This window comes from Streptomyces sp. Ag109_O5-1 (assembly GCF_003814875.1).
Taxonomy (GTDB): domain Bacteria; phylum Actinomycetota; class Actinomycetes; order Streptomycetales; family Streptomycetaceae; genus Streptomyces; species Streptomyces sasae.
Map to the genome: position 1 here is coordinate 6,300,723 of NZ_RKQF01000001.1, position 20,775 is coordinate 6,321,497.

At 68.2% G+C, this 20,775-nt stretch carries 17 protein-coding genes and 2 pseudogenes; 9 read left to right on the plus strand and 10 right to left on the minus strand.

Annotated elements, in window-relative coordinates; translation table 11 throughout:
- Positions 1–8 precede the first annotated feature (8 nt).
- Both EDD90_RS28410 and EDD90_RS28415 read left to right on the plus strand, forming a co-directional pair.
- Positions 9–287, plus strand: coding sequence for an ATP-binding protein (locus EDD90_RS28410; protein ID WP_260328119.1), 279 nt, complete (start codon positions 9–11; stop codon positions 285–287).
- Positions 281–676 carry a hypothetical protein gene (locus EDD90_RS28415; RefSeq protein ID WP_123975811.1) on the plus strand — a complete coding sequence of 132 codons (396 nt, stop codon included), beginning with the start codon at positions 281–283 and terminating at the stop codon, positions 674–676. Before EDD90_RS28410 ends, EDD90_RS28415 begins: the two co-directional genes overlap by 7 nt.
- Before the next feature lie 949 nt (positions 677–1,625).
- Here the strand turns inward: EDD90_RS28415 and EDD90_RS28420 are convergent.
- From EDD90_RS28420 to EDD90_RS55690, 4 genes and pseudogenes are all read right to left on the minus strand, one after another.
- Positions 1,626–3,593, minus strand: coding sequence for a SpoIIE family protein phosphatase (locus tag EDD90_RS28420; RefSeq protein WP_123975812.1), 1,968 nt, complete (start codon positions 3,591–3,593; stop codon positions 1,626–1,628).
- A 399-nt stretch (positions 3,594–3,992) separates the two neighbouring features.
- Entirely contained in the window at positions 3,993–4,664 is a 672-nt protein-coding gene (locus tag EDD90_RS57625; protein WP_260328121.1) for a site-specific integrase, read from the minus strand.
- Positions 4,665–4,702: 38 nt separating this feature from the next.
- Complete coding sequence (locus EDD90_RS57630) at positions 4,703–5,047, minus strand: N-terminal phage integrase SAM-like domain-containing protein (protein WP_260328766.1); 345 nt, start codon at positions 5,045–5,047, stop codon at positions 4,703–4,705.
- A gap of 237 nt (positions 5,048–5,284) precedes the next feature.
- A pseudogene (locus EDD90_RS55690) lies at positions 5,285–5,479 on the minus strand (helix-turn-helix domain-containing protein); the annotation flags it as partial.
- 806 nt (positions 5,480–6,285) lie between these two features.
- Between EDD90_RS55690 and EDD90_RS28435 the strand changes: the two are divergent.
- Positions 6,286–7,524 (plus strand): IS256 family transposase, encoded by a 1,239-nt coding sequence (locus EDD90_RS28435; RefSeq protein ID WP_123972384.1) that lies wholly within the window; start codon positions 6,286–6,288, stop codon positions 7,522–7,524.
- A gap of 82 nt (positions 7,525–7,606) precedes the next feature.
- Positions 7,607–9,133: an FAD-binding oxidoreductase gene (locus EDD90_RS28440; RefSeq protein WP_123975814.1), complete on the plus strand. Its 1,527-nt coding sequence runs from the start codon at positions 7,607–7,609 to the stop codon at positions 9,131–9,133.
- A 268-nt stretch (positions 9,134–9,401) separates the two neighbouring features.
- On the opposite strand, the pseudogene EDD90_RS59110 reads toward EDD90_RS28440, so the two are convergent.
- From EDD90_RS59110 to EDD90_RS28460, 4 genes and pseudogenes are all read right to left on the minus strand, one after another.
- A pseudogene (locus EDD90_RS59110) lies at positions 9,402–9,535 on the minus strand (IS1380 family transposase); the annotation flags it as partial.
- Positions 9,536–9,766: 231 nt separating this feature from the next.
- Complete coding sequence (locus tag EDD90_RS28450) at positions 9,767–11,155, minus strand: MFS transporter (RefSeq protein WP_221305135.1); 1,389 nt, start codon at positions 11,153–11,155, stop codon at positions 9,767–9,769.
- On the minus strand, positions 11,148–13,067 hold the full coding sequence (locus EDD90_RS28455; protein ID WP_123975815.1) for a glycoside hydrolase family 15 protein: 1,920 nt from the start codon (positions 13,065–13,067) through the stop codon (positions 11,148–11,150). Before EDD90_RS28455 ends, EDD90_RS28450 begins: the two co-directional genes overlap by 8 nt.
- A 178-nt stretch (positions 13,068–13,245) precedes the next feature.
- Positions 13,246–13,737, minus strand: coding sequence for a MarR family winged helix-turn-helix transcriptional regulator (locus EDD90_RS28460; RefSeq protein ID WP_123975816.1), 492 nt, complete (start codon positions 13,735–13,737; stop codon positions 13,246–13,248).
- A gap of 120 nt (positions 13,738–13,857) precedes the next feature.
- Between EDD90_RS28460 and EDD90_RS28465 the strand changes: the two genes are divergently transcribed.
- The 3 genes from EDD90_RS28465 (at position 13,858) to EDD90_RS28475 (ending at position 16,334) form a co-directional block, all read left to right on the plus strand.
- Positions 13,858–14,199, plus strand: coding sequence for an HGxxPAAW family protein (locus EDD90_RS28465; protein WP_123975817.1), 342 nt, complete (start codon positions 13,858–13,860; stop codon positions 14,197–14,199).
- 122 nt (positions 14,200–14,321) lie between these two features.
- Positions 14,322–15,338 (plus strand): Bro-N domain-containing protein, encoded by a 1,017-nt coding sequence (locus tag EDD90_RS28470; protein WP_123975818.1) that lies wholly within the window; start codon positions 14,322–14,324, stop codon positions 15,336–15,338.
- 120 nt (positions 15,339–15,458) lie between these two features.
- Positions 15,459–16,334 (plus strand): DUF2797 domain-containing protein, encoded by an 876-nt coding sequence (locus EDD90_RS28475; RefSeq protein ID WP_123975819.1) that lies wholly within the window; start codon positions 15,459–15,461, stop codon positions 16,332–16,334.
- Positions 16,335–16,483: 149 nt separating this feature from the next.
- Here the strand turns inward: EDD90_RS28475 and EDD90_RS28480 are convergent, their stop codons facing one another.
- Together EDD90_RS28480 and EDD90_RS28485 are read right to left on the minus strand one after the other, a co-directional pair.
- Positions 16,484–17,053 (minus strand): DUF3291 domain-containing protein, encoded by a 570-nt coding sequence (locus EDD90_RS28480; protein ID WP_123975820.1) that lies wholly within the window; start codon positions 17,051–17,053, stop codon positions 16,484–16,486.
- A 348-nt stretch (positions 17,054–17,401) separates the two neighbouring features.
- On the minus strand, positions 17,402–17,728 hold the full coding sequence (locus EDD90_RS28485) for a hypothetical protein (protein ID WP_123975821.1): 327 nt from the start codon (positions 17,726–17,728) through the stop codon (positions 17,402–17,404).
- 662 nt (positions 17,729–18,390) lie between these two features.
- On the opposite strand from EDD90_RS28485, the gene EDD90_RS28490 reads away from it, so the two are divergent.
- On the plus strand, positions 18,391–19,131 hold the full coding sequence (locus EDD90_RS28490; RefSeq protein WP_150134013.1) for a response regulator transcription factor: 741 nt from the start codon (positions 18,391–18,393) through the stop codon (positions 19,129–19,131).
- Complete coding sequence (locus EDD90_RS28495; RefSeq protein WP_123975822.1) at positions 19,128–20,768, plus strand: HAMP domain-containing sensor histidine kinase; 1,641 nt, start codon at positions 19,128–19,130, stop codon at positions 20,766–20,768. Before EDD90_RS28490 ends, EDD90_RS28495 begins: the two co-directional genes overlap by 4 nt.
- Positions 20,769–20,775: the final 7 nt, after the last annotated feature.

Here is a 20,775-nt window from a genome sequence, read left to right on the forward strand (position 1 = left end):
ACGCCCTGGTGCACACCGCCAGCGGCGAGACCGCCGGCACCTTCCACGTCACGCTCACCGCCTCCGAGCTGATGACCGTCATCGAGGTGGCCGACTCAGGAGGCGCCAAGACCGCCCCCGAGATCCAGCAGCCATCTGGCAATGCCACCCATGGCCGCGGACTCGGCATCGTGGCCACCCTCGCCGACAACGTGCTTGTTCACGGCGACGACTCCGGACGCACCGTCACCGCGGAGCTCCGCACCCCGGCACCGTGTTACGCACACCCCGGAGACCGCCAGTGCTGACGAACAAGCCCCTGCGCGGCTACTGGTGCGAGTGCTGGACCGAGGACCTCAGCGACGGAATGCAGTGGCCGGCACTCCGGGCATCCTTCGACGCCTACTCGGCTCCCCAGGCGGACAGATGGGTAGCCGTCACCCTCCGCACCATCTCGCCTGCACTGGACCCCGACGCGTCGGACCAGGCATGGGCCTGGCTGTACCAAGGCCGCATCACAACGAGGCAGGCCCTCATGCGCGCCGAACCCTGCGCAGTCACAGTCGCCCAGGACCAAACCCGCATCACCTGGACCATCCGCCCAGTGCTCTTCCTGCCACTGGCACATCGTCAGGGCCCCGAACTCCCGCCCTGCACCCAGGAATTCAAACCCGGCACGCCCCACGCGTCCGACTGAGTAACAACCTTCTTCACGGGTTCAAGGGCCCGCGCACGGCGCGGGCTGGCCCCCTGGGCCCGGCCCCTTTGCGCCTTCGGCGCCAGGGCCGTGCCCCTGGGGCCGCAGCGAGCTACGGCCCTGAGTCGAGACCTGGACGAACGCAGCCACGGCGAGAACGAGCCTCCGGCGGGGGGCGCTCAGGCTCCGAGATGGCGGGGGCGCCGTTCGCGAGTGCCGGCGGACAGTGGCGTGCGTGGGGTGCTCCCATCCCGCCTGCCATCGACCCAGGCAGAGCCGAGCAGACGCGGCCCATGGCGTCCAGGTCGTTCGTACAGTGGCGCGCTCCACCTGGACGCCATGAACCACGCCCGCTCCACATGCGTGTGGGTCGACGGCAGACGGGATGGGAGCTGAGGAGGGTGGTGAAGGTGCAGCTCGAAGAATCAATCTTCGTCATCCGACGAGGAGCCCCGTCGTACGGAGTACACCAAGATCCCTACCAGCGTCAGGACGACCAGCCCCCATATCCCCGACGACCAACCCGCACTGTTGTCACCCTTGAGAGGCGACAAGCCGCCGGGACCAACGGCGAAGATCCCACGCCCCACATCCCCCAGGTTCATGGGCGAAGCGTATTGCCGCCTACGATCCACGGCTAGGAGCGCGGCGCCTGGCAGCCCAGCCCAAGGGCGCACGTGCCCCTTGCGTGCCCGATCGTGCAGACACCGGCGGGGAACACCAGGGAACACCGGGAAGCGCGCCAGGAAGGTGCAGGTCACCGTCTCGCCAGATCAGCAGCCACCCACGTACGCGATCTTCCAAACTGGGGCTCTGGGTGACTAGGGCCCGAGGGTCCCTGCGCGGCCGGCTTGGCCGAGTCATCGAGAACACACCGCTCGGCGAGTGAGCGCGAGGGGCGGTCTTACAGCGGGGTCCGTTTAGAGGGTGTGTGAGGACGCGGGCGCCGTCATGTGCGGCGGATGACCAGCACGGCCACGTCGTCGGCGTGGTCCACCGCGACCGCGGCGTCGAGGATGCGGTCGGCGGTCTCCTCGGCGTTCAGCCCGTCGTGGACGGCTTGAGCGGCCAGTGTTCCGGCTCGTTCCAGTCCGGCTTCCAGCGTCAGGGCCGGTCCTTCGACCACGCCGTCGGTGACCATGACCAGCGCGCTGTCCTCGTCCAGGGTGAAGGTCTCCTCCCGGTACTCGGTGCCGGGCACGACTCCCAGGACCGGCCCGCCCGGCAGCTCACGGACATCGTGGCTGCCGTCACTGTGCGCGTACAGCAACGGCACATGGCCGGCGCTGGTGCCGGTGACCCGTCCGTCGCGTGGGTCGACGTGCAGAATGGTGCAGCTGGCGAATCGTGCCGGATCCATCGGGGCCAGCAGCTCGTTGGTCCGCATCAGCACGGTAGCGGGATCCGGTTCCTGGGCGGCGATCGCGCGCATGGACAGGCGGACCTGTCCCATGAAGGCGGCGGCGTCCACGTCGTGCCCCTGGACGTCGCCGATCTCCAGTGCGATCGCGCCGTCGGGCATCACGAAGGCGTCGTACCAGTCTCCGCCGATATCGAGCCCGTCCCGGCTCGGCCGGTAGCGGGCGGCGACCTCCAGGCCCGGGAGGTGCTCGGGCAGCGTGGGGAGCATGGTCTGCTGGAGTGCCATGGCCAGCTCGACGCGCGCCTGCTGCGATCTGATGCGCCGCAGTGCCTGACCTGCCAGGTCGGCCAGCGTGCCCATGAGGGTCAGCTCCTCCAGGGACGGCCGGTATCCACTGCGGTACGTAATCTGCCACGCTCCAAGTGGCAGATTGCCGCTCTCGCTGAGGGGGGTGATGGAGACGGTGTAGTCGGAGCCGAGCCGGGCGAGCCACGGCAAGGATGCCCCGTGCGGCCAACGGCGGACGTAGTCCTCCTGGTCGGGGACGAACTGCGGCTCGCCGGTGCGGATCGCTTCGGGCAGCGGGCTCGGATGGTCCAGTGACATGCCATGCAGGGCCTGCGCCTCCTCCGTCAATATCCCGGCGTCGGAGGAGACGCTCAGGCGGCCGTCGTCGACGAGTGCGAACAGGGCACCGGTGGCGCCGAAGGTCGCGGCGAGCCGGGTCAGGACGACCTGCTGCAGTTCCTGCTCCGTGGCCGCGGTGATCAAGGCCGAGGAGAAGTCGGCAATGTCCTTGACGCGCTGTCGCTCGGCAGCCAGTGCGGCCCGCGCCTTCTCTCTGCGCTTCTCCTGTTTGGTGTCGTCGCGGACCACCCCGAAGACCCGTTCGGGGCCGCCGTACCCCAGCTGGATCCGACGGGTCTGAACGGCCAGCTGGTGCCAGCCGTCGTGCTCGGTGAGGTACCGAGACCTCACCCAGAGGGACTGGGCGGGGGGCGAGCGCAGGAGCTGCCGGAAGGCCTCCCGGTCGTCGGGGTGCACTGCCGAGATCATTCTGGACAGCGGGGCGGTGAAATCCGGGTAGAGCGCGACCAGGGCGGGTAGGCCACCGAGCCACTCCAGCTGCTGCTCATCGGGCGAGTACATCCACAGGCCGAGGTCGGCGGCCTCGGTGGCCAGCCGGAATGGGATCAGCAGGCTCGTCACGTCGTTCCGCGCGTCCAGGGCGTGCACCCAGACAAGCTGCTCGTCAGTGGAGGGATCCTTCACCGGCCGCGCCTCGAGCAAGGAGGCAACGGATGCTCCGCCGCGCCCGGGGAACTCCAGCACCCGCATCGCAACCGTCTTCGTCCGGGCGGCGTGGGCCACGAGACTCTCGACCGACGTCCGCTGGCTTGTGGGCCACAGATTGCCGAAGTCGCGTCCCTGACACTGCTCCGCCGGCTTGCCCAGCGCCGTGGCCATCGCAGCGTTGAGGCTGCGGATGGATCCGTCCGTCGTCAGAAGAGCCGACGGGTCAGCCCCTCGAAGAAGTTCGTCCGAGGCATCCATCCGTGACTCCCTGGCGCATAACAAAAAGCCTCTTCAGCTATTTTTGCGTATTTTGGCGTGATGTTCCGATGAAGGGTGTGTCTGACCGCCTGCGTCGAGTGACGACGGCAGGGAGCCCGCTGGACACGGTGGACGGCGGCTCGCGAAGGGGCTCGATGGATCTCGGTTGCGGTACAGCAACGGAGTACAGCAACCCCAGCAATGGCCCATGGCCCGTAGCGTCCCTTGGAGACTTCGACGCGACCGCTATGGCCGCCGTTGACCGACCCACATAGAGCTACGGATCAGAAGGTTGCAGGTTCGAATCCTGCCGAGTGCACACAGGTCAAAGGCCCCGCCGGTTCACCCGGTGGGGCCTTTGACATCAACGGCTGACATCAACGCGGTTGAAAGCGGCGGTCAGTCCTCGGTATCAGGCCCCTGCTCGTCCTGTGAATCTTCCTTCGGGTCGTCCGTCCCAAGAGCGTCGTCCATCCGATCGGCGGCGGCCTTGAGTGTCGTGTTCATGACGTGGGTGTGGGTGTCCAGCGTCATGGTGATCGTGCTGTGTCCGAGCGTTTCCATGATCGTGCGAGCGTCCACGCCCTGAGCGAGCAGCAGTGAAGCGCACGTGTGCCGGAGGTCGTGCACGCGCACGCGCCGTACGCCGGCGTCCCTTCCCAGGATGGTGAGCATCCGGTTCAGGCTGCGGGGGTCGGTGACGCGGCCGGTCGTCGTGGTGAAGATCAGGCCGTTGGGCTGCCCCGGCGCTGGCTGCCACTTCTTCCCTGCGACCTTGCGTTCCCGCTCCTGCTGCGCCTGGTGCCGCGTCAGCGCCTGCACACAGGTCTTCGGGAGTGACACGTTACGGACCGATCGCGTGGTCTTGGGGGTGCCGAAGATCAGCTCTCGCCGGATGCGCTGTACGTTCCTGCGGACACGGAGTTGGCCGTTCTTGAGGTCGATGTCTTCCCAGGTGAGCGCGAGAGCCTCCCCCCGACGCAGGCCCGTCGACACAAGCAACAGCCACAGGGTGAAGAGACGGTGGGACCGGGCGGTCTTGAGCAACAGTCGAGCCTCTGCGCCGTCCAACGGACGAACCTCCTTCGGGGTGACGGTCGGGGTCTCCACTATTCGGGTATTCGGGCGACGTTCCGCGCGATCAGCTCCTCACGCATCGCCTGCTGAAGTGCGGACCGGAGAACGGCGTGGATGTACTGGACGGTGCGCGCCGACGGGCGACGCTCGCAGCAACGCCCGACCGCGCAGCAGGACCGCTTGTCCTCCGGGCGTTTCTTGTCCGCACCCCGGAGGCAGCACAGGCACGAGACCTTGAACTCCGACAGGAACCGACGCACATCGGCCGGCGACAGCCGATTCAGCCGCTTCTTCCCGAGAGCGGGCCGGATGTACAAGCGGGTCAGCCCCTCGTAGCTGTTCAGCGTGGACGGCTTGAGCCGCTGCGAGGCGATCACGGCGAGCCAGTAGGTCAGGTAGTCGCCGAACGCACGTGGACTCCGCTGCCGGGATCCCCTGCCGCGTCTTCTCCTGCAACTCCGTGAGCTTGTCGGCGACTTCCCGGCGGGTCTTGCCGTGGACGAACTTCCGGGTGCGGGTCCCGTCGGGTCGGTAGACGTACGCGGCGGCCTGATAACGGCCGTCCGTGCGGCTCGTGATCGTTCCTTCGCCGTTGGCGCGACGCTTGGGCATCGGGCGGACTCCTCAATGCGGTTCTGCATGTACCGGCGTACGGCGTCGACCGGGACGCGACGGGCGCGCCCGGACGTGAAGCTTTCGAGCTGTTTCGAGCGAATGAGGTCGTAGACCTTGCTGCGGCTGAGGCGCAGCGCGGACATGACTTCGGGGACCTTGAACGCCTCGGGACTCGGGGGCATGGCGGTGGTCATGCAGAGATCTCCATGGGGTGAGGAGAGGCGGACAGTTGTTTGGTCGGCTCGCGGGCCTCCCAGGGGGCCCGTGTGTGTCCGAGGTGGGGATTTCTGCGTCACAGCGTCACCCGCGTCACGCAGGCTTCTGACCTGCGGGTTTGATGTGACGCAGAGCGTTCGGGGTGCGTCACGCGTGACGCAGGCTCTCGTCACGCGTGACGCAGGTGACGCGGCGTGACGCAGAGATGGGCCGTCTGTGTCACGCCCTTATGCGCAGGTCACCGGCCGTTTTCCAAGATCGTGTGACGCTGTGACGCAGCGTTCCCCTACTTAGGAAAAAAGTAGGGGTGTCTGTAGTGGTGTGGCGCGGCTCAGAACGTGAAGAAGGAGCCGCTGCGCGGCGCGTCCATCGAGCGGCGCGAGCGCCGAACAGCAAGAGGAGCACGCGCGGCCGGTGGTGCTCCTCTTGCTTGTCCGGCCGTGGCGCCGGTCAGAACGTCTGCTGCTCGTTGGTGCATCCCAAACCGGTTATGACGGGATCCCGCTGAGTTACTCCTTCAGGCTGTCGTCATCGTCCTCAATTGGCGTGTCGGGAAACACCGCATGGTCGCCCCGTTACCGTGCGGGAGTCGACCACAAAGGACTGCCCGGCGGCTGGCGGGTAAGGATGGCGTCCCGTGAAGTGGTGTAGCCGGGCAGGGTCCCGGAACGCGCGGGTGTCTGCTCGGGGCGTGCATCCGCCGGCGGTGCATGCTCCCTGAACAAGGGCAGGCCATCGCGCAAGTCTCTCTGGTGAACGGGCAGTTCGACCGGAGGAGCACGCGATGGCCTTGTCCCAGTCTGAGCTGATGCGGCTGCTTGAGTCACTACGTCGGGCCGATGGAGTTGAAGCAATCAGGGTGGTGTGCGAGCGCATCCTGCAGGAGCTGATCGAGGCCGAGGCCACCGAGGTGATCGGTGCCGCGCCGCGCGAGCACTCCCAGACGCGCACGACCTGGCGCAACGGGCACCGGGACAGGGTGCTGACCACGCAGGCCGGCGATCTGGACCTGAAGATCCCGAAGGTGCGGAGCGGGTCATTCTTCCCGTCGCTGCTGGAACGCCGGCGGCGGATCGACCGGGCGTTGTTCGCCGTGGTGATGGAGGCATACGTGCATGGTGTCTCGACCCGCTCGGTCGACGACCTGGTCAAAGCACTCGGTGCGGACAGCGGGATCTCCAAGTCCGAGGTCTCCCGCATCTGCGGTGAGCTGGACGAAGAACTGACCGCGTTCAAGGAGCGGCCGCTGGAGCACACCGTCTTCCCCTACGTCTTCCTGGACGCCACCTACTGCAAGGCCCGGGTCAACCACCGGATCGTCTCCCAGGCCGTGGTCATCGCCACCGGGATCTCCGCCACCGGACACCGCGAGATCCTCGGGCTGATGGTCGGCGACAGTGAGTCGAAGCCGTTCTGGACGAAGTTCCTGCGCTCGCTGCGGGCCCGCGGCCTGGAGAACGTCCAGCTGGTCATCTCCGACAGCCACAGCGGTCTGGTGGCCGCGATCCGCACCGTTTTCCTCGGTGCGGCCTGGCAAAGGTGCCGGGTTCACTTCGTCCGGGACGTGTTCTCGGTGATCGAAAGGGGCTCCGGGGAGATGGTCGCCGCGACCATCCGCACCATCTTCGCGCAGACCACCGGTGAGCAGGTGCGCACCCAACTGAACGTGGTCGCCGACATGCTCGGACGGCAGTTCCCGCAGGTCAAGACGATGCTGCTGGATGCGGCAACGGACATCACCGCGTTCGCCGACTTCCCGCCGGCGCACTGGAAGAAGATCTGGTCGACCAACCCGCTGGAGCGGCTGAACCGGGAGATCAAACGGCGGGCCGACGTCGTCCAGGTCTTTCCCAACCCCGCCGCCCTTGACCGGCTCGCCGCCGCGGTCCTGGCCGAACTCCACGACGAATGGCAGGTCTTCGACCGCCGCTACTTCTCCGAAGCCTCCATGGCCGAGCTCTTCACCACCAAGCCGGCCGAACCCGAAATCACCCCACAACCGGAACCGAAACAGCTGCCGTGACTACACCACCTCGCGGGACATGACCCGGGTAAGGGCTCCGTCAGCCGCGTAGCGGCGTAGCCCGATCGAGAGGATCTGGACCTTGAGCGATTTTTCCCGCCGCTACCTACTCAGGGCGTCAGCGGCCGCCGGCGCCGGGGCGATCGTCATCCCGGGCCTTACGGCCGCAGGCGCGCCGGACATTGCGGCCGCGAGCACCTCGGGCCTTCTGGCCGCGAGCGACCCGACTAAAGGGTCGTCGGGATGTCCGCCGGCGAAGCTGACCGGTCGCGTCGTCCGCCCCGGTGACGCCTCGTACACGGATGATCGCATCGACTACGACCAGCTGTTCTCTCACTACCCGCTGGTCATCGTCTTCGCCCAGGAGACCCAGGACGTGGTGAACGCCCTCACCTGGGCGCGGCAGCACAACGTCGCACTGCGGGTACGCAGCGGCCGCCACGCCCTGGAGGGCTGGTCGAACATCGACAACGGCATCGTGATCGACGTCAGCCAGCTCAAGTCGGTCCACATCGACACCGACGCTCGTATCGCGACGGTCGGCGCCGGCCTGACCCAGTTGGAAGCGGTGACGACGCTCGCCAAGCAGGACCTTGCGGTCACGACCGGAAGCGAGGGCAGCGTCGGCTTGGTCGGTGCGACGGTCGGCGGCGGCCTTGGCCCCCTCAACCGCTGGCTCGGCATGGCCTGTGACAGCCTGATCGGGACCGAGGTCGTCGTCCCGTCGGGTCGCGACTGCGCCGAGGTGATCCATGCCGACCTGAAGGACCACTCAGACCTGCTCTGGGCGCTCCGTGGGGCGGGAAACGGCAACTTCGGAATCGTCACGCAACTCACCTACAAGGTGCACCCGCTCAAGCGCATCGCCTATGTGCAGGCGACCTGGGACGGCCTTACGGACCTGCATGGGATCTTCGATGCATGGCAGCGTACGGTACCGTTCGCCGACAACCGCCTCGGATCCGAAGTCGAGATCCACAAGTCCCAGATCCTGCTGTTCGCGTGGCTCGCGGAGGGCACGGAGGCAGAGGCCAGAAAGATGCTGGCCCCGATCCTGTCGATCGGCACGCCCGATGTGAAGGTGCAGGTCGGTAACTGGGGCCCCATCTTTGCCGGAGCCCAGGTCCCGCGCTCGCAGGAGCCCGCCAACGTGAAGTTCTTCTCACAGTTCGCCAAGAAGCTGTTCCCGAAGAAGGCGATCGACGTCATCGGCTACTACATGCGAAACGCTCCCACGGAGGACAGCAACTACTTCGTCGATGCCTTCGGCGGGGCGATCAAGAAGGAGCCCCGCGGCGGCACCGCGTTCGTGCACCGCGACGCGATCTTCTACGGCGAGATCGGCGCAGCCTGGGGGACTCCTTCAACGACACCAGGCGTCTGCGACCCGCTCACCTCGACGTGCCAGGCCTGGACCGCCGAATTCAGCCAGGCGATGCGCAGCTTCGTGGACGGCGCCTACGTCAACGTGCCGAACGTCGGCATGCAGGAGTGGGAGACCGCCTACTGGGGGAGAAGCCACTTCGAGCGGCTGCGCGAGATCAAGGCGAAGTACGACCCCTGCAACGTCTTCCAGTACGAGCAGAGCATCCCGCCCGCGTCACGCTGATCGACAGTTCGCCGTCGGGGCGCCGCCCCGGTCAGGCTCGGCCTTTCACGCAGAGGGGACCGACGCAGTCGAAGGGGTGTCGTTAGCCTCGATCTTGCATGAGGGATCGTCAGCTTGCTGACGATCCCTTTGCTCGTTCAGAGTGAAGATTTCTGCTTGCGGGCAGGGCTGATGGTCCGGCTGTCGTGCCGGGTGGGCGCCGGGTTCCACGGCTCCGGTTGTGATGGTGCTGGTAGCAGGTATGGGATGCTGCTGGTCAGCCAGGGTTGGGCAGAGCTTCGAGCCGGTCGAGGGCGATCTGGATGATCTCCAGCCAGATCTGGCTCTGGGGCGTGTCGTGCAGGGCAGGTTGCGCAGGCCGGTGGAACGGGCGGCGCGGATGCGGTCCTCGGCGCGGACGCGCGGTGCTGACATCAGCAGCTGACATCAACAAGTACGGACAGCGGTGCATAGCCACGGACGGTTACCTGAAGCAAGGTGCGACGTTGGTGCATTGGATGGCTTCTGCGACTTGATCGACTGCGACCTGCACGCGCCTACGGATCAGAAGGTTGCAGGTTCGAATCCTGCCGAGTGCACGTAGATGAGAGGCCCCGGAGAGATCCGGGGCCTCTTGCGTTTTTTGGGCGTGTATCAGTGGAGTGCGGCAACGCTCTCGCGGGGGAGGCGGGTTGCGGCGGTCAGGCCGGCCAGGCCTATGACAGCCAGGGCCAGCATCGCCGCCGCGTAGGCGCCCTTGGTCAGGCCGGAGACCAGGATGGTGCCGGCGATGGCCGTGCCGAAGGACGAACCGAGGTTGGAGACGCTGCGGGACAGGCCTGAGATCTCCCCTTGTTGCTCCTCCGGGAAGCTCGACTGGACCACGTTGACCGACGGCGTCAGCATGACGCCCAGGCCGAGTCCGACGAGCAGCAGCCCGGGGACGAAGGCCCAGGCGGTCGAGAAGGCGGCGGCGAGGGCGACCAGGACGATCACGCCCGCGATGGAGAGGGCGAAGCCGGTCATGATGAGGGTGCGCTGGCTGCGGCGCTTCGCCAGCCGTTCGGCGGACAGGGAGGTGACCAGCAGGCCCAGCGTGGCCGCGGTGAAGATGACCCCGGTCTGGATCGCGTCGTAGTGGCGCACCACCTGGAGGTAGGCCGCCACCGTGAACGACGTGCCCATGAGGATCAGCCACTGGACGTTCTGGGTGATGAGGCCGAGGTTCGAGGTGCGGTTGCGGAACAGGGTGAGGGACAGCAGCGGTTCCTCACCGGCCGCCTCCTTGGCGCGTACGGAGCGGAAGAACCACCACAGGACCAGTGCGCCGAGGACCAGCAGGCCGACCATCAGCCAGACGTTGTTGTCCGCGGCCAGGATGCCCATGACGACGAGGACGAGACCGGCCGCGGACAGGACCGCCCCACGGGTGTCGAAGGAGCGGGTGGGGTCGGGGGGCAGGGGATCGTCGATGCGCCGGGCGAGTACGACGATCACCGCGATGATCAGGGCCTGGAACACGAACGCCGCCCGCCAGCTGATGCCGGTGGTGATGAGCCCGCCGATCAGCGGTCCGGCGGCCGCGCCGATCCCGCCCAGTGCCATGACGACCCCGAACGCCCGGGCACGGGAGGTCGTGTCCGGGTAGAGGAGGGTGGTGAGGATGTAGACGGGCGGGATGAGGAGGGCGGTGCCGACGCCTTCGAGGATCGAGTTGCCGAGGATCAGCACGCCCAGCCCCGGAGCCGCCGCACTCAGCAGCGCGCCGATCGCGTAGACGACGAGCCCCGTCGTGAAGCAGCGCTTGCGGCCGTAGCGGTCGGTCAGTTTGCCGCCGGGGATCATCAGTGCCGCCATCACCAGCAGGAAGACCGTGATCGCCACCTGCACGCCCTGGACGGTGGTGTCCAGGTCCTTGCTGATGTCGTTGATCATCACGTTCATGTTGGAGCCGGCGAAGCTGCAGATGAACTGGGCGAGAGCCAGGGCGGCCAGGACGCTCCGTTGTCCTGCCGCGCGCCTCGGTACGGCCGTCTCAACCACCGGTGCCGCCCCCTTGGCCGCTCTCGACGGGCGCGGTCAGGCCGTGGGTCGCCGGGTGCCAGTGCCGGTGGTTGTCGGCCTGGACACCGGTCTCCGCCCTGCGCAGTTCCTCGTCCAGCGCCATGGCCGCGGTGACCAGGGAAAGATGGGTGAACGCCTGGGGGAAGTTGCCGAGTTGCTCGCCGGAGGGGCCGATCTCCTCGGCGAACAGGCCGACGTGGTTGGCGTAGGTGAGCATCTTGTCGAAGGCGTGCCGGGCCTGGTGGAGCCTGCCGCTGCGGGCGAGCGCCTCTACATAGAGGAAGCTGCACAGGTTGAACGTGCCCTCCGAGCCGCGCAGGCCGTCGGGGGACGCGGCGGGGTCGTACCGGTAGACGAGGCTGTCGCTGACCAGTTCCTCGTCCATCGCGTCGAGGGTGCTGAGCCAGTCCGGGTCGCTTGGCGAGAGGAAGCCGACCTTCGGCATCAGCAGCAGCGAGGCGTCCAGGACGTCCGTGTCGTAGTGCTGCACGAAGGCGTGCCGCTTCTCGTGCCAGCCCCGCTCGACGATCTGGCGGAAGACCGCGTCCCGGGCACTGCTCCAGTGGGAGACGTCCGCCGGGCGGGAGAACTCGTTGGCCGCGTGGATGCCCCGGTCGAAGGCCACCCAGGTCATCAGTCGGCTGTAGGTGAAGTCCTGCCGGCCGCCGCGGGTCTCCCAGATGCCCTCGTCCGGCTGGTTCCAGTGGTCGGCGAGCCAGTCCAGGACCCCGCTCAGTGTGTTCCAACCGCGGATCGCACCGACGTCGTTCCCCACGATCAGGGCGTCCGAGGCCTCGCCGTAGATGTCGAGCTGGAGCTGGTCGGCCGCCGCGTTGCCCGCCCGCACCGGGCGGGAGCCCCGGTAGCCCTCCAGATGACCGAGGATCTCCTCGGTCAGGTGGGGGTCGCCGTCGACGCGGTACATGATCTGCAACGGGTCGCCCGAGACGGTGCCGCCGGCCTCGATGCGCTCGCGCAGCCACTGTCGGAATGCGCGCGCCTCGTCGTGGAAGCCCAGGTCGATCAGCGTCCTGACGGACAGGGCCGCGTCACGGACCCAGGTGTAGCGGTAGTCCCAGTTGCGCTCGCCGCCGATCTGCTCGGGCAGTCCCATGGTGGCGGCGGCGACGGGGGCACCGGTCGGCGCGTACGTGAGCAGCTTGAGCGTGATCGCCGAACGGTTCACGATGTCCTGCCAACGGCCCCGGTAGGTGCAGGACCGCAGCCAGGACAGCCAGAAGGCGCGGCACGTCTCGAAGTCGTCGGCGATCCCTTCCAGCGTCGCGTGCGGCGGAGCGGGAGCACCGCTCGCGTCGCTCGTCAGTACGACCGCCGCCGCCTGCCCGGCCGAGAGGGTGAAACGGGCGGTGATGTCGTCGCCGTCCGTACGCAGCCGGAACCCGGGTGTGGACTGCAGCCGCAGGTCGGTGCCGGGGCCGTGGAAGAGCGCGGTGTGGTCGTCGTCCCGGGTGAGCGTGTGCGGGGCGCGGCCGTAGTCGAAGCGCGGGCGGCAGGTGAAGGTGAAGGGCAGGCTGCCGCGGACGACCCTGGCGACCCGCACCAGGCGGTGTGTGTCCTGGGGCTCGGTGGAGTCGATGGGCGGCATGAAGTCGGCCACCTCGCCGACTCCGTCGGCCGTCATGAAACGGGTGACCAGGACGGCGGTGTCAGAGAGGTACAACTGCCGGACCGTTCCGCCGGACCCGTCCGGGCGTTCCACCGCGAGACGGCAGTGGCCTCCGCGGTCACTGTCCAGGAGCGATGCGAAGAGACTGGGTGAGTCGAAGCGCGGGGTGCACCACCAGTCGATGGTTCCACGGGAGGACACCAGGGCGGCGGTCTGGAGATCGCCGACCATGCCGTGCTCGGCGATGGGCGGGTACTGGTTCACGGGCCCTCCTCTGCCGCAGGGGCGCGTCCTTCGGCACGGAGGTGGTGCCGACCGGCACCTGCAGCCTGCCCCCGGGGCGCCGCCGCGGCATCCCCCACCGCGGGTGAAACCGGTCCGGGCGACGGCGCTGCGGAGCTGTAGCACTTTGGCTACCGGAGGCTCCAAGGGCTCCGTGGCCTCAGCACGGCTCCGCGGAGTCGTTCCGGTGCAGTTTCTCCAGGTACTCGTGGGCCAGCGCGGTCGCGCGGGTGAACCAGTCGGTCAGGGCGGCCAGTTCGTCGGGGGTGTAGTCGGCGAACAGTTCCGTGAGGCGTCGGTAGTGGCCGGCGTACACCGCCTCCACGCGGGTGACCGCTTCCGGGAGGGCGGCCACGCGGACGCGGCGGCGGTCGGCGGGGTCCGGGCGGCGGGTGACGTAGCCCGCGCGTTCCAGCCGGTTGAGGATGCCCGTCACCGCGCCGGTCGTCACATGGGCGCGGGCGGCCAGGTCACCGGCGGTGAGCAGGTCGGTGCCGGCCTCCAGGACGAAGCCGAAGCAGGTGAGGTCCGTGACGGTCAGCCCGAGCCGCCGGGCCAGTTCCTGCTGCCCGATCAGATGGGCCGCGATGAGATGGTCCATCGCGGCCAGGGCCCGGGCCGGGTCCGCGGGCGGTCGCGGCTTGCCGTGCATGGTCGTTCCCGACTCCTCGTCGAAGATTTCCCCGCATTCCCTTAGCAGGTGAGAGATGTAGGGAGTAAATTCCTTACTTGGTGAGAGATTCTAGCTGCCTATCGCATAGGGGGCGGGTACGTGAGTCAGCACGACGAAGGCCACACGGTGGCGGGGTGGACCGGTACCGCGATCGCGACCGTCGGAAGCGGTCTGCTGGGGTGGGGTGTGTGTGCCGTCTCGGTCCCGGCCCTGGCCGGAGGTCTCGCGGTGTGTGCCGTGAGCGTTCTGGCCACCTGGTACCTGCACCTCGCGGGCTGGGGCAAGCCGCCGGGCCCGCGGCCGCGGAGCCAGTGGCCGCTCGGGGTCCGGGACACCACGGCCCGCGCCGGTCACGCCGGGTGCGTGAGCTGCCGGCTGGCGGGCCGGGGGCGGCGCGCCGCGTCCGAACTCCAGCCGGTGTCCGCGGAGGCGGGCGGCTGATCCAGGCGTACGGGACACCCTGGGCAGAATCGATACGTCCGTCACCTTTCGGGTGAACGTGCCTTCTTCGAACGCGCGTTACCCATGGGCGTCCCTAGCTTCCGTCATGGAGGTGATGCTCGATGAACGAGCAGAATGACACCCCGGCGCAGGAGTCGGCGGGACGGAAGCAGGACGCGATCGACGTCAACGACTTCGTGTTCGCGGCCACGGGGGCACGGGTCCGGAGGCTGACCACGCCGGAGGGGGAGCACTGGTTTCCGGCAGCGGATGTGGCCATGAACCTTGGGTACGCAAACACGCGGCAAGCGTTGCTGTGGCACGTTGCACCGGATTGCACCATGCGGCTCAGTGAGCTTGCAGCAGGCGTCTATGCACTAGACGCCTTGAGCAAACTCGCAGGTCACAAGCTTCAGAAGTCGATGCGGATGGTCAATCTCAGGGGTTTGGTCCAGCTTGTCAACGGCTGCACCAAGCCCGAGTGCGAGCCCTTCAAGGCCTGGGTCTGCGAGGTCATCGAGACCGTCCAGCGCGACGGTTCCTACAGTCTCGAACCGGCCCCCGTGCAACCCGCGACCCCCACCGGCGGCATCGCCTACCTCATGCCGCAACAGGTCGCCGACGTCATCGTCCGGCTGGAGGAGCGCAACATCCGGGCGGACGAGGCACTGGCGATCGCGCGGCTGGAGGAGACCGAACTGCTGCGGCGCGCGAACGAGGAGAGGAGCCGCGCGAACGAGGAGCGGCGGCGAGCGAATGAGGAGCGGACCCGGGCCAACGAGGAGCGGCGGCGGGCCAACGACGTTCTGCACCGCATCGCCGATACCCTCGATCTCCTCGTCGACCGGTTCAGGCCCACAGACCCTGCCGTCGAGCCCCCGGCGATCACGCCCCAGCAACTGCTCGCCGCCTGGCGGGCGAAGAACCTGGTCGTCACCGATGACGTGCATGCCGTCGCCGCCTGTCTCGCCCCGGCGCTGGTACGCGGGCCGGCCCGATGTCGGCTGGACGAGGTGGCCGCCCGGACCGGGCTGACCCTGGACCGTGTCAACGACTGCCTGCGCATGCTGCTCAAACGCGGTTGCATGAGGCAGACCGGGTGTGACGGCGACGGTGTGCCGGTGTACGTCCTGCCGTAGTCCCACGTGAGGGAGAGGCCCGAAGCCGCAAAACCAAGTTGCGGCTTCGAGCCTTTGCCCACCGTACCCCGTCGCCTCTCCCCGGCCCGTTGTCAGTGCTGGCCTCTAACCTCACGAGTGATGGCACAGATGTGGAAGTGCTCGGGACTGCGGTGGTCCGACGACGGGCCCGTGCTGGTGTGGAGCGGTGGGCGGCGGAGTGCGCTCGCCCGGGGGAGACGCGTGGCCTTCGGGGTCGCGGAAGGGGGCGGGCGGGAGTGCGTGGGGGCGCGGGGGAACGTCTGTCCGACGCGGGCGCCGGTGTCGGGGCGGAGTACCGGGGCGCGGTGTGAGGAGTGTGCGCGGCTGGACCGGGCGCACTCCGTGGCCGCCGACACCGTCGCCGACGATCCGCGGCCGTACCACGTGTATCTCGCGTGGTTCGGGCCCGGGATGGTCAAGGTCGGGATCACCGCCGTCGAGCGCGGATCGGCGCGGCTGCTGGAGCAGGGTGCCGTCTGCTTCAGCTGGCTGGGTCTGGGTCCGCTGATGGCGGCGCGGCGGGCGGAAGAACTGCTGCGGGCCGCGCTCCAGGTGCCGGACCGTGTCCCGTACGCCGAGAAGCGCGCCGTCCGGTCCCGTCTGCCGGCTTCGGCCGCGGAGCGGGCGGCTGAGGTGGAGGCCCTGCACCGGCGGGCGTTCGCGCTGGCCGCCTGGCCGGAGTCGCTGCGCCGGGAGCCCTGCCAGGTCGTCGACCATGTGGAGGTGTTCGGCCTCGCCGACCTGCCGACCGCCGTCGGGGAGGTGACGGAGCTGGTCGCGGGCGGCGGGGTGAGCGGGGATCTGCTCGCGGTCGCGGGCCCCGATCTGCATCTGGCCGCCGTGCACGGCGTGGTCGTGCTCGACACCCGGCTGATGACCGGGTGGGACATCGTGCCGGTCGCGGGCGAGGGCGGATTCACGCTCCCGGTGAAGAAGTTCAAGGGGGCGGCGGGGGTGCAGGACGGGCTCTTCTGAGCGTGTGAACCGATGAGCGATGAGCGACGAGCGATGGGCGACGGGCGACGGTTGAAGAGCGACGAGGGCGGTGGAGGAGGGGTCATGGACATCACCGGCCAGTGGATACACACGACTTGGCCGACTCGTGCGACAGCGAACCCAGTCGTTCAGGCTTCCTTGTCAGCAAACCGGTCGCTCTTCGGCCCGATGCCTTTGATCCTGGCCGGAGTTCCGTCCGGGGCGAACGAGTCGCGGAAGGTGAAGGCGTGCGGCGCGGAGCCGTGGTCGTGGAGGTGCTCCAGCCTGGAAACCCCGTCCCGCCAGGTGGGTATCACGCCGTCGGAGACCCACCAGAACACGTAATTCGGGTGCCCTGTCCTCTCGAACCAGTCGTAACGCCTGTTCAGCGCCTCGCGGTGCAGACCGGTGTAGACGGCGTCGAAGGCGGGGCGCAGGCCGGTCCAGAGCGAGAGGGTCGCGGCCAGGGCGGTGGTTTCCACGGTACGGCCCTTGCCGTACCAGGCCGGTGCGGCGAACTCTCCCCACGCACCCCAGTCCGCCTCGAAGAGCGCACCCCGGTCACCGGCTGCCGCTTCCGCATGCGCGAGGTACCCGGGGTGCCGGCTGACCTTCCGGTAGACGGCCTCACCGATGTCGTAGAACTCGCCCGTGAGAGGTGCGGGATCGGCGAGGGGTGACTTCAGGACGCCGAATGTGTACAGAGCAAGAGGGGGCATGCGTCTCTCCCTGGTGGAGGCTGCCTGGCGTGGACCGGTTCGGTGGCGTGCGCATGGGGGCGAGGATGCGTGGGCGTGACCGACTCGTCCCGTTGCGGGTGGCTCGGCCTGAAGGAACTCCGGTGCGACCGTGGGCGATCGCCGAAGACCAGGTGAAGGTAGCCGCCTCCGCGGGCCATGTCGAAGTTGCGTTTTCCCTGTCCGAGTGGCCTCTTGCAGCGCCGCGGATCGGAGAGGCCGCTACGTGAAAAGCCCTGATCCGTACAAGGGGTTGCACGGATCAGGGCTCCGCCGTACTGGACGGCCGGAAATCAATCGCCTGGGCCGACCTGCGCAGGCCGCTCTGTTTCAGCCCGTCCAGGGGCCCATGTCAGTGATGCTCTTGACGGCACCGTAATCCTTGTAACTGCCCTTCTCACCAGCCCCGTAGGGAGCCTCGTACTCGCCGCCGCCGTGAGTCCAGATGATGTCGATCCACTCGGCGCGCTTGCACGTGTTGTGGAAATACACGGTGGTGGTGACGTCTCCGTCGGCCCATGACCAGTTGAAACAACCGGCTGTTCCGGTGTGCTTGCTCATCGGCTGCATCTCGGTCGCCGACGCGGGCGCTGCTGCCGCGCCGAGCGCGATCAGTGCGGTGGCGCTTGCCAGCGCAACACGAAACCTGCTGCTCATGGGTGTCGATACCTCCTGCGCGGAGTACAGGGGTGACCGAACTCCGCGTTGGTCGATGAGGGGTGGGGGCTGTCGATCGAACGGTCTCCGTGAACGGGATTCCGGGTGCTCCTGTCAGGAACCTGCCAAGCAGCGACTTTTCTCGACTGCGATTGCGAGCCTCATCAGTCCCCCGTTTACGGTGATGGCGCGGATCCGAAGGGAAGGGTGGTCAGCCCTGTCCGGTCGTGTGACCAATCCTGATCATCTGGCTAGATCCTCACGACGGAGCCGAAAGCCTGTCAAGAAAGTTCTGATCAAGACCGCCCGGGCCGGAACCGGCCCGCGTCCCGCCGCCCGGCCCGCGTCCCGCCGCCCGGTGCGGGGTCGTCGTCCCTGGTATGCGCTTGCTGCCCGGGCGGGGACCATCCGTTCCCCGCCTCGCCGTGCGGTTGCCGGTGCTGCTCGGTACGCTCTCATCGGTGGTTCATCGGCGCTTCATCGGCGCCCCCGGGCCGGTGGCGGAAGCACATGATCCACACAGCTCGGAGCGGGCGTGATCAGGAGTTCGTGCGCACGTGATGGGATTCCCAGGCGTTCCCTGAGAGGCGCCTGTGAGTTTCTTAGGGAAAACACAGATTACTGAAAGCGTGTTCTCAGAGGACCCCGACAAGGTGTCCACCATGACCACGACCTCGCCCCAGGGGCGCACCGAACTGCTGAGGCCGGACGGGAGCCCCGTCCGAGTGCTTGTGGTGGACGACGAGCTGTCGATCACCGAACTCCTTTCCATGGCCCTCCGCTACGAGGGCTGGCAGATCAGGAGTGCGGGCGACGGCCAGGGCGCCATCCAGACCGCCCGGGAGTTCCGGCCCGACGCCGTCGTCCTCGACATGATGCTGCCCGACATGGACGGCCTCACGGTCCTCGGACGCCTGCGGCGCGAACTGCCCGACGTTCCCGTCCTGTTCCTCACCGCGAAGGACGCGGTCGAGGACCGGATCGCCGGGCTCACGGCAGGTGGCGACGACTACGTCACCAAGCCCTTCAGCCTCGAAGAGGTCGTGGCCCGGCTGCGCGGGCTGATCCGCCGCTCCGGTGCCGCCGACCGGCGCTCCGACTCCGTGCTCGTCGTCGGCGACCTCACCCTGGACGAGGACAGTCACGAGGTCTCGCGGGCCGGTGAGTCCATCCACCTCACCGCCACCGAGTTCGAACTGCTCCGCTTCCTCATGCGCAACCCACGGCGTGTTCTCAGCAAGGCCCAGATCCTGGACCGGGTGTGGTCCTACGACTTCGGCGGCCAGGCGAACGTCGTCGAGCTGTACATCTCGTATCTGCGCCGGAAGATAGACGCCGGGCGTGAGCCGATGATCCACACCCGGCGTGGCGCCGGCTACTTGATCAAGCCCGCCGCCTCATGAGCGGGCGACGACGGCCGCGTACGCAGAAGCGACGAGCGGGAAAGCCGCGCACCCTGCGGACCCGGCTCGTCGTCGCGTCCGTGGTGCTGATAGCCGTGGTCTGCGCGGTGATCGGCACCGTGACGACCCTTGCGTTGAGGTCTCATCTGTACGACGAGCTGAACAAGCAGCTGGGCGAGGTCGGGAAGCGCGCGTCCGGTGCGTTCGGGCCAGTGGCCCCTGGCAAGGACGGGAAGGGCGCGCCCGGCCAGCAGAGCAACGGGCAGAAGAACAACACGGGCGACAACACGACCAACCTCACAGACTTCGTGGCCCGGGGGCCGCAGCCCACGTCCGCCACGATCGCCGCCACGGTCGTGAACGGCTCCGCCACTTCGGGGAAGGTGGGCCGCAAGTCGACCTCCACCTTCGAGATGAGCGCGGTGTCACTCACCAGCGCCCAACTGGCCGCCCTCAACTCCATTGCCCAGGACGGCGACATGCACACGGCGGACATCCCGGGCCTGGGGTCCTACCGCGTTTCGTACGTCCACGGTCCCAACGGCAGCTACTACGTCGCCATCCCCACCAAGGACGCCGACAACACCATCAACACGCTGATCCTCGTCGAGATCAGCGTCACGGCCGCCGGCCTGATCGCCGCCACCCTCGCCGGCACCGTCATCGTCGGTGTCGCCACGCGTCCCCTCCGCAAGGTCGCCGCCACCGCCACCCGGGTCTCCGAACTCCCCCTGCACACCGGTGAGGTCAACCTCAGCGAGCGGGTACCGGAGTCGGAGACCGACCCGCACACCGAGGTCGGCCAGGTCGGCGCCGCGCTCAACCGCATGCTCAACCACGTCCACGGGGCGCTGCATGCCCGCCAGCAGAGTGAGATGCGGGTACGGCAGTTCGTCGCCGACGCCAGCCATGAGCTGCGCACCCCGCTCGCCTCCATCCGCGGGTACGCCGAGCTGACCCGGCGCGGGCGGGAGCAGGTCGGGCCCGACACCCGGCACGCCCTCGGCCGTATCGAGTCCGAGGCCGGGCGGATGACCCTCCTCGTGGAGGACCTGCTGCTGCTCGCCCGGCTGGACGCGGGGCGTCCGCTGCAGTTCGAGCACACCGACCTCATCCCGCTCGTCGTCGACACGATCAGCGACACGCGGGCCGCCGGCATGGACCACAACTGGCGCCTCGACCTGCCCGACGAGCCGGCCCTGGTCGCCGCCGACGCGGCCCGTATCCAGCAGGTGCTGATCAACCTGCTCGGCAACGCGCGCAAGCACACACCGGCCGGGACCACCGTGACCGCGCGCATCCAGCGGCGCGGGCCCTGGATGTGCGTGGACGTCGAGGACAACGGGCAGGGCATTCCACAGGATCTGCTGCCGCACGTCTTCGAGCGGTTCGCCCGCGGCGACTCCGCGCGCTCCCGGTCCACCGGTTCCACCGGTCTCGGCCTGGCCATCGTGCAGGCGGTCGCCTCCGCGCACGGCGGTGCCGTCACCGTGGACAGTGTTCCCGGTCGCACGGTGTTCACCCTGTATCTGCCCGCGCTTGCCCCGGCCGCTCCCCAGCCGCACCCCGAAACCAACTGGCAATCGGACTCACAGGCACAGCACAGTGCCACCACATGGGCACAACAGGGCGCCTGAGGACAGT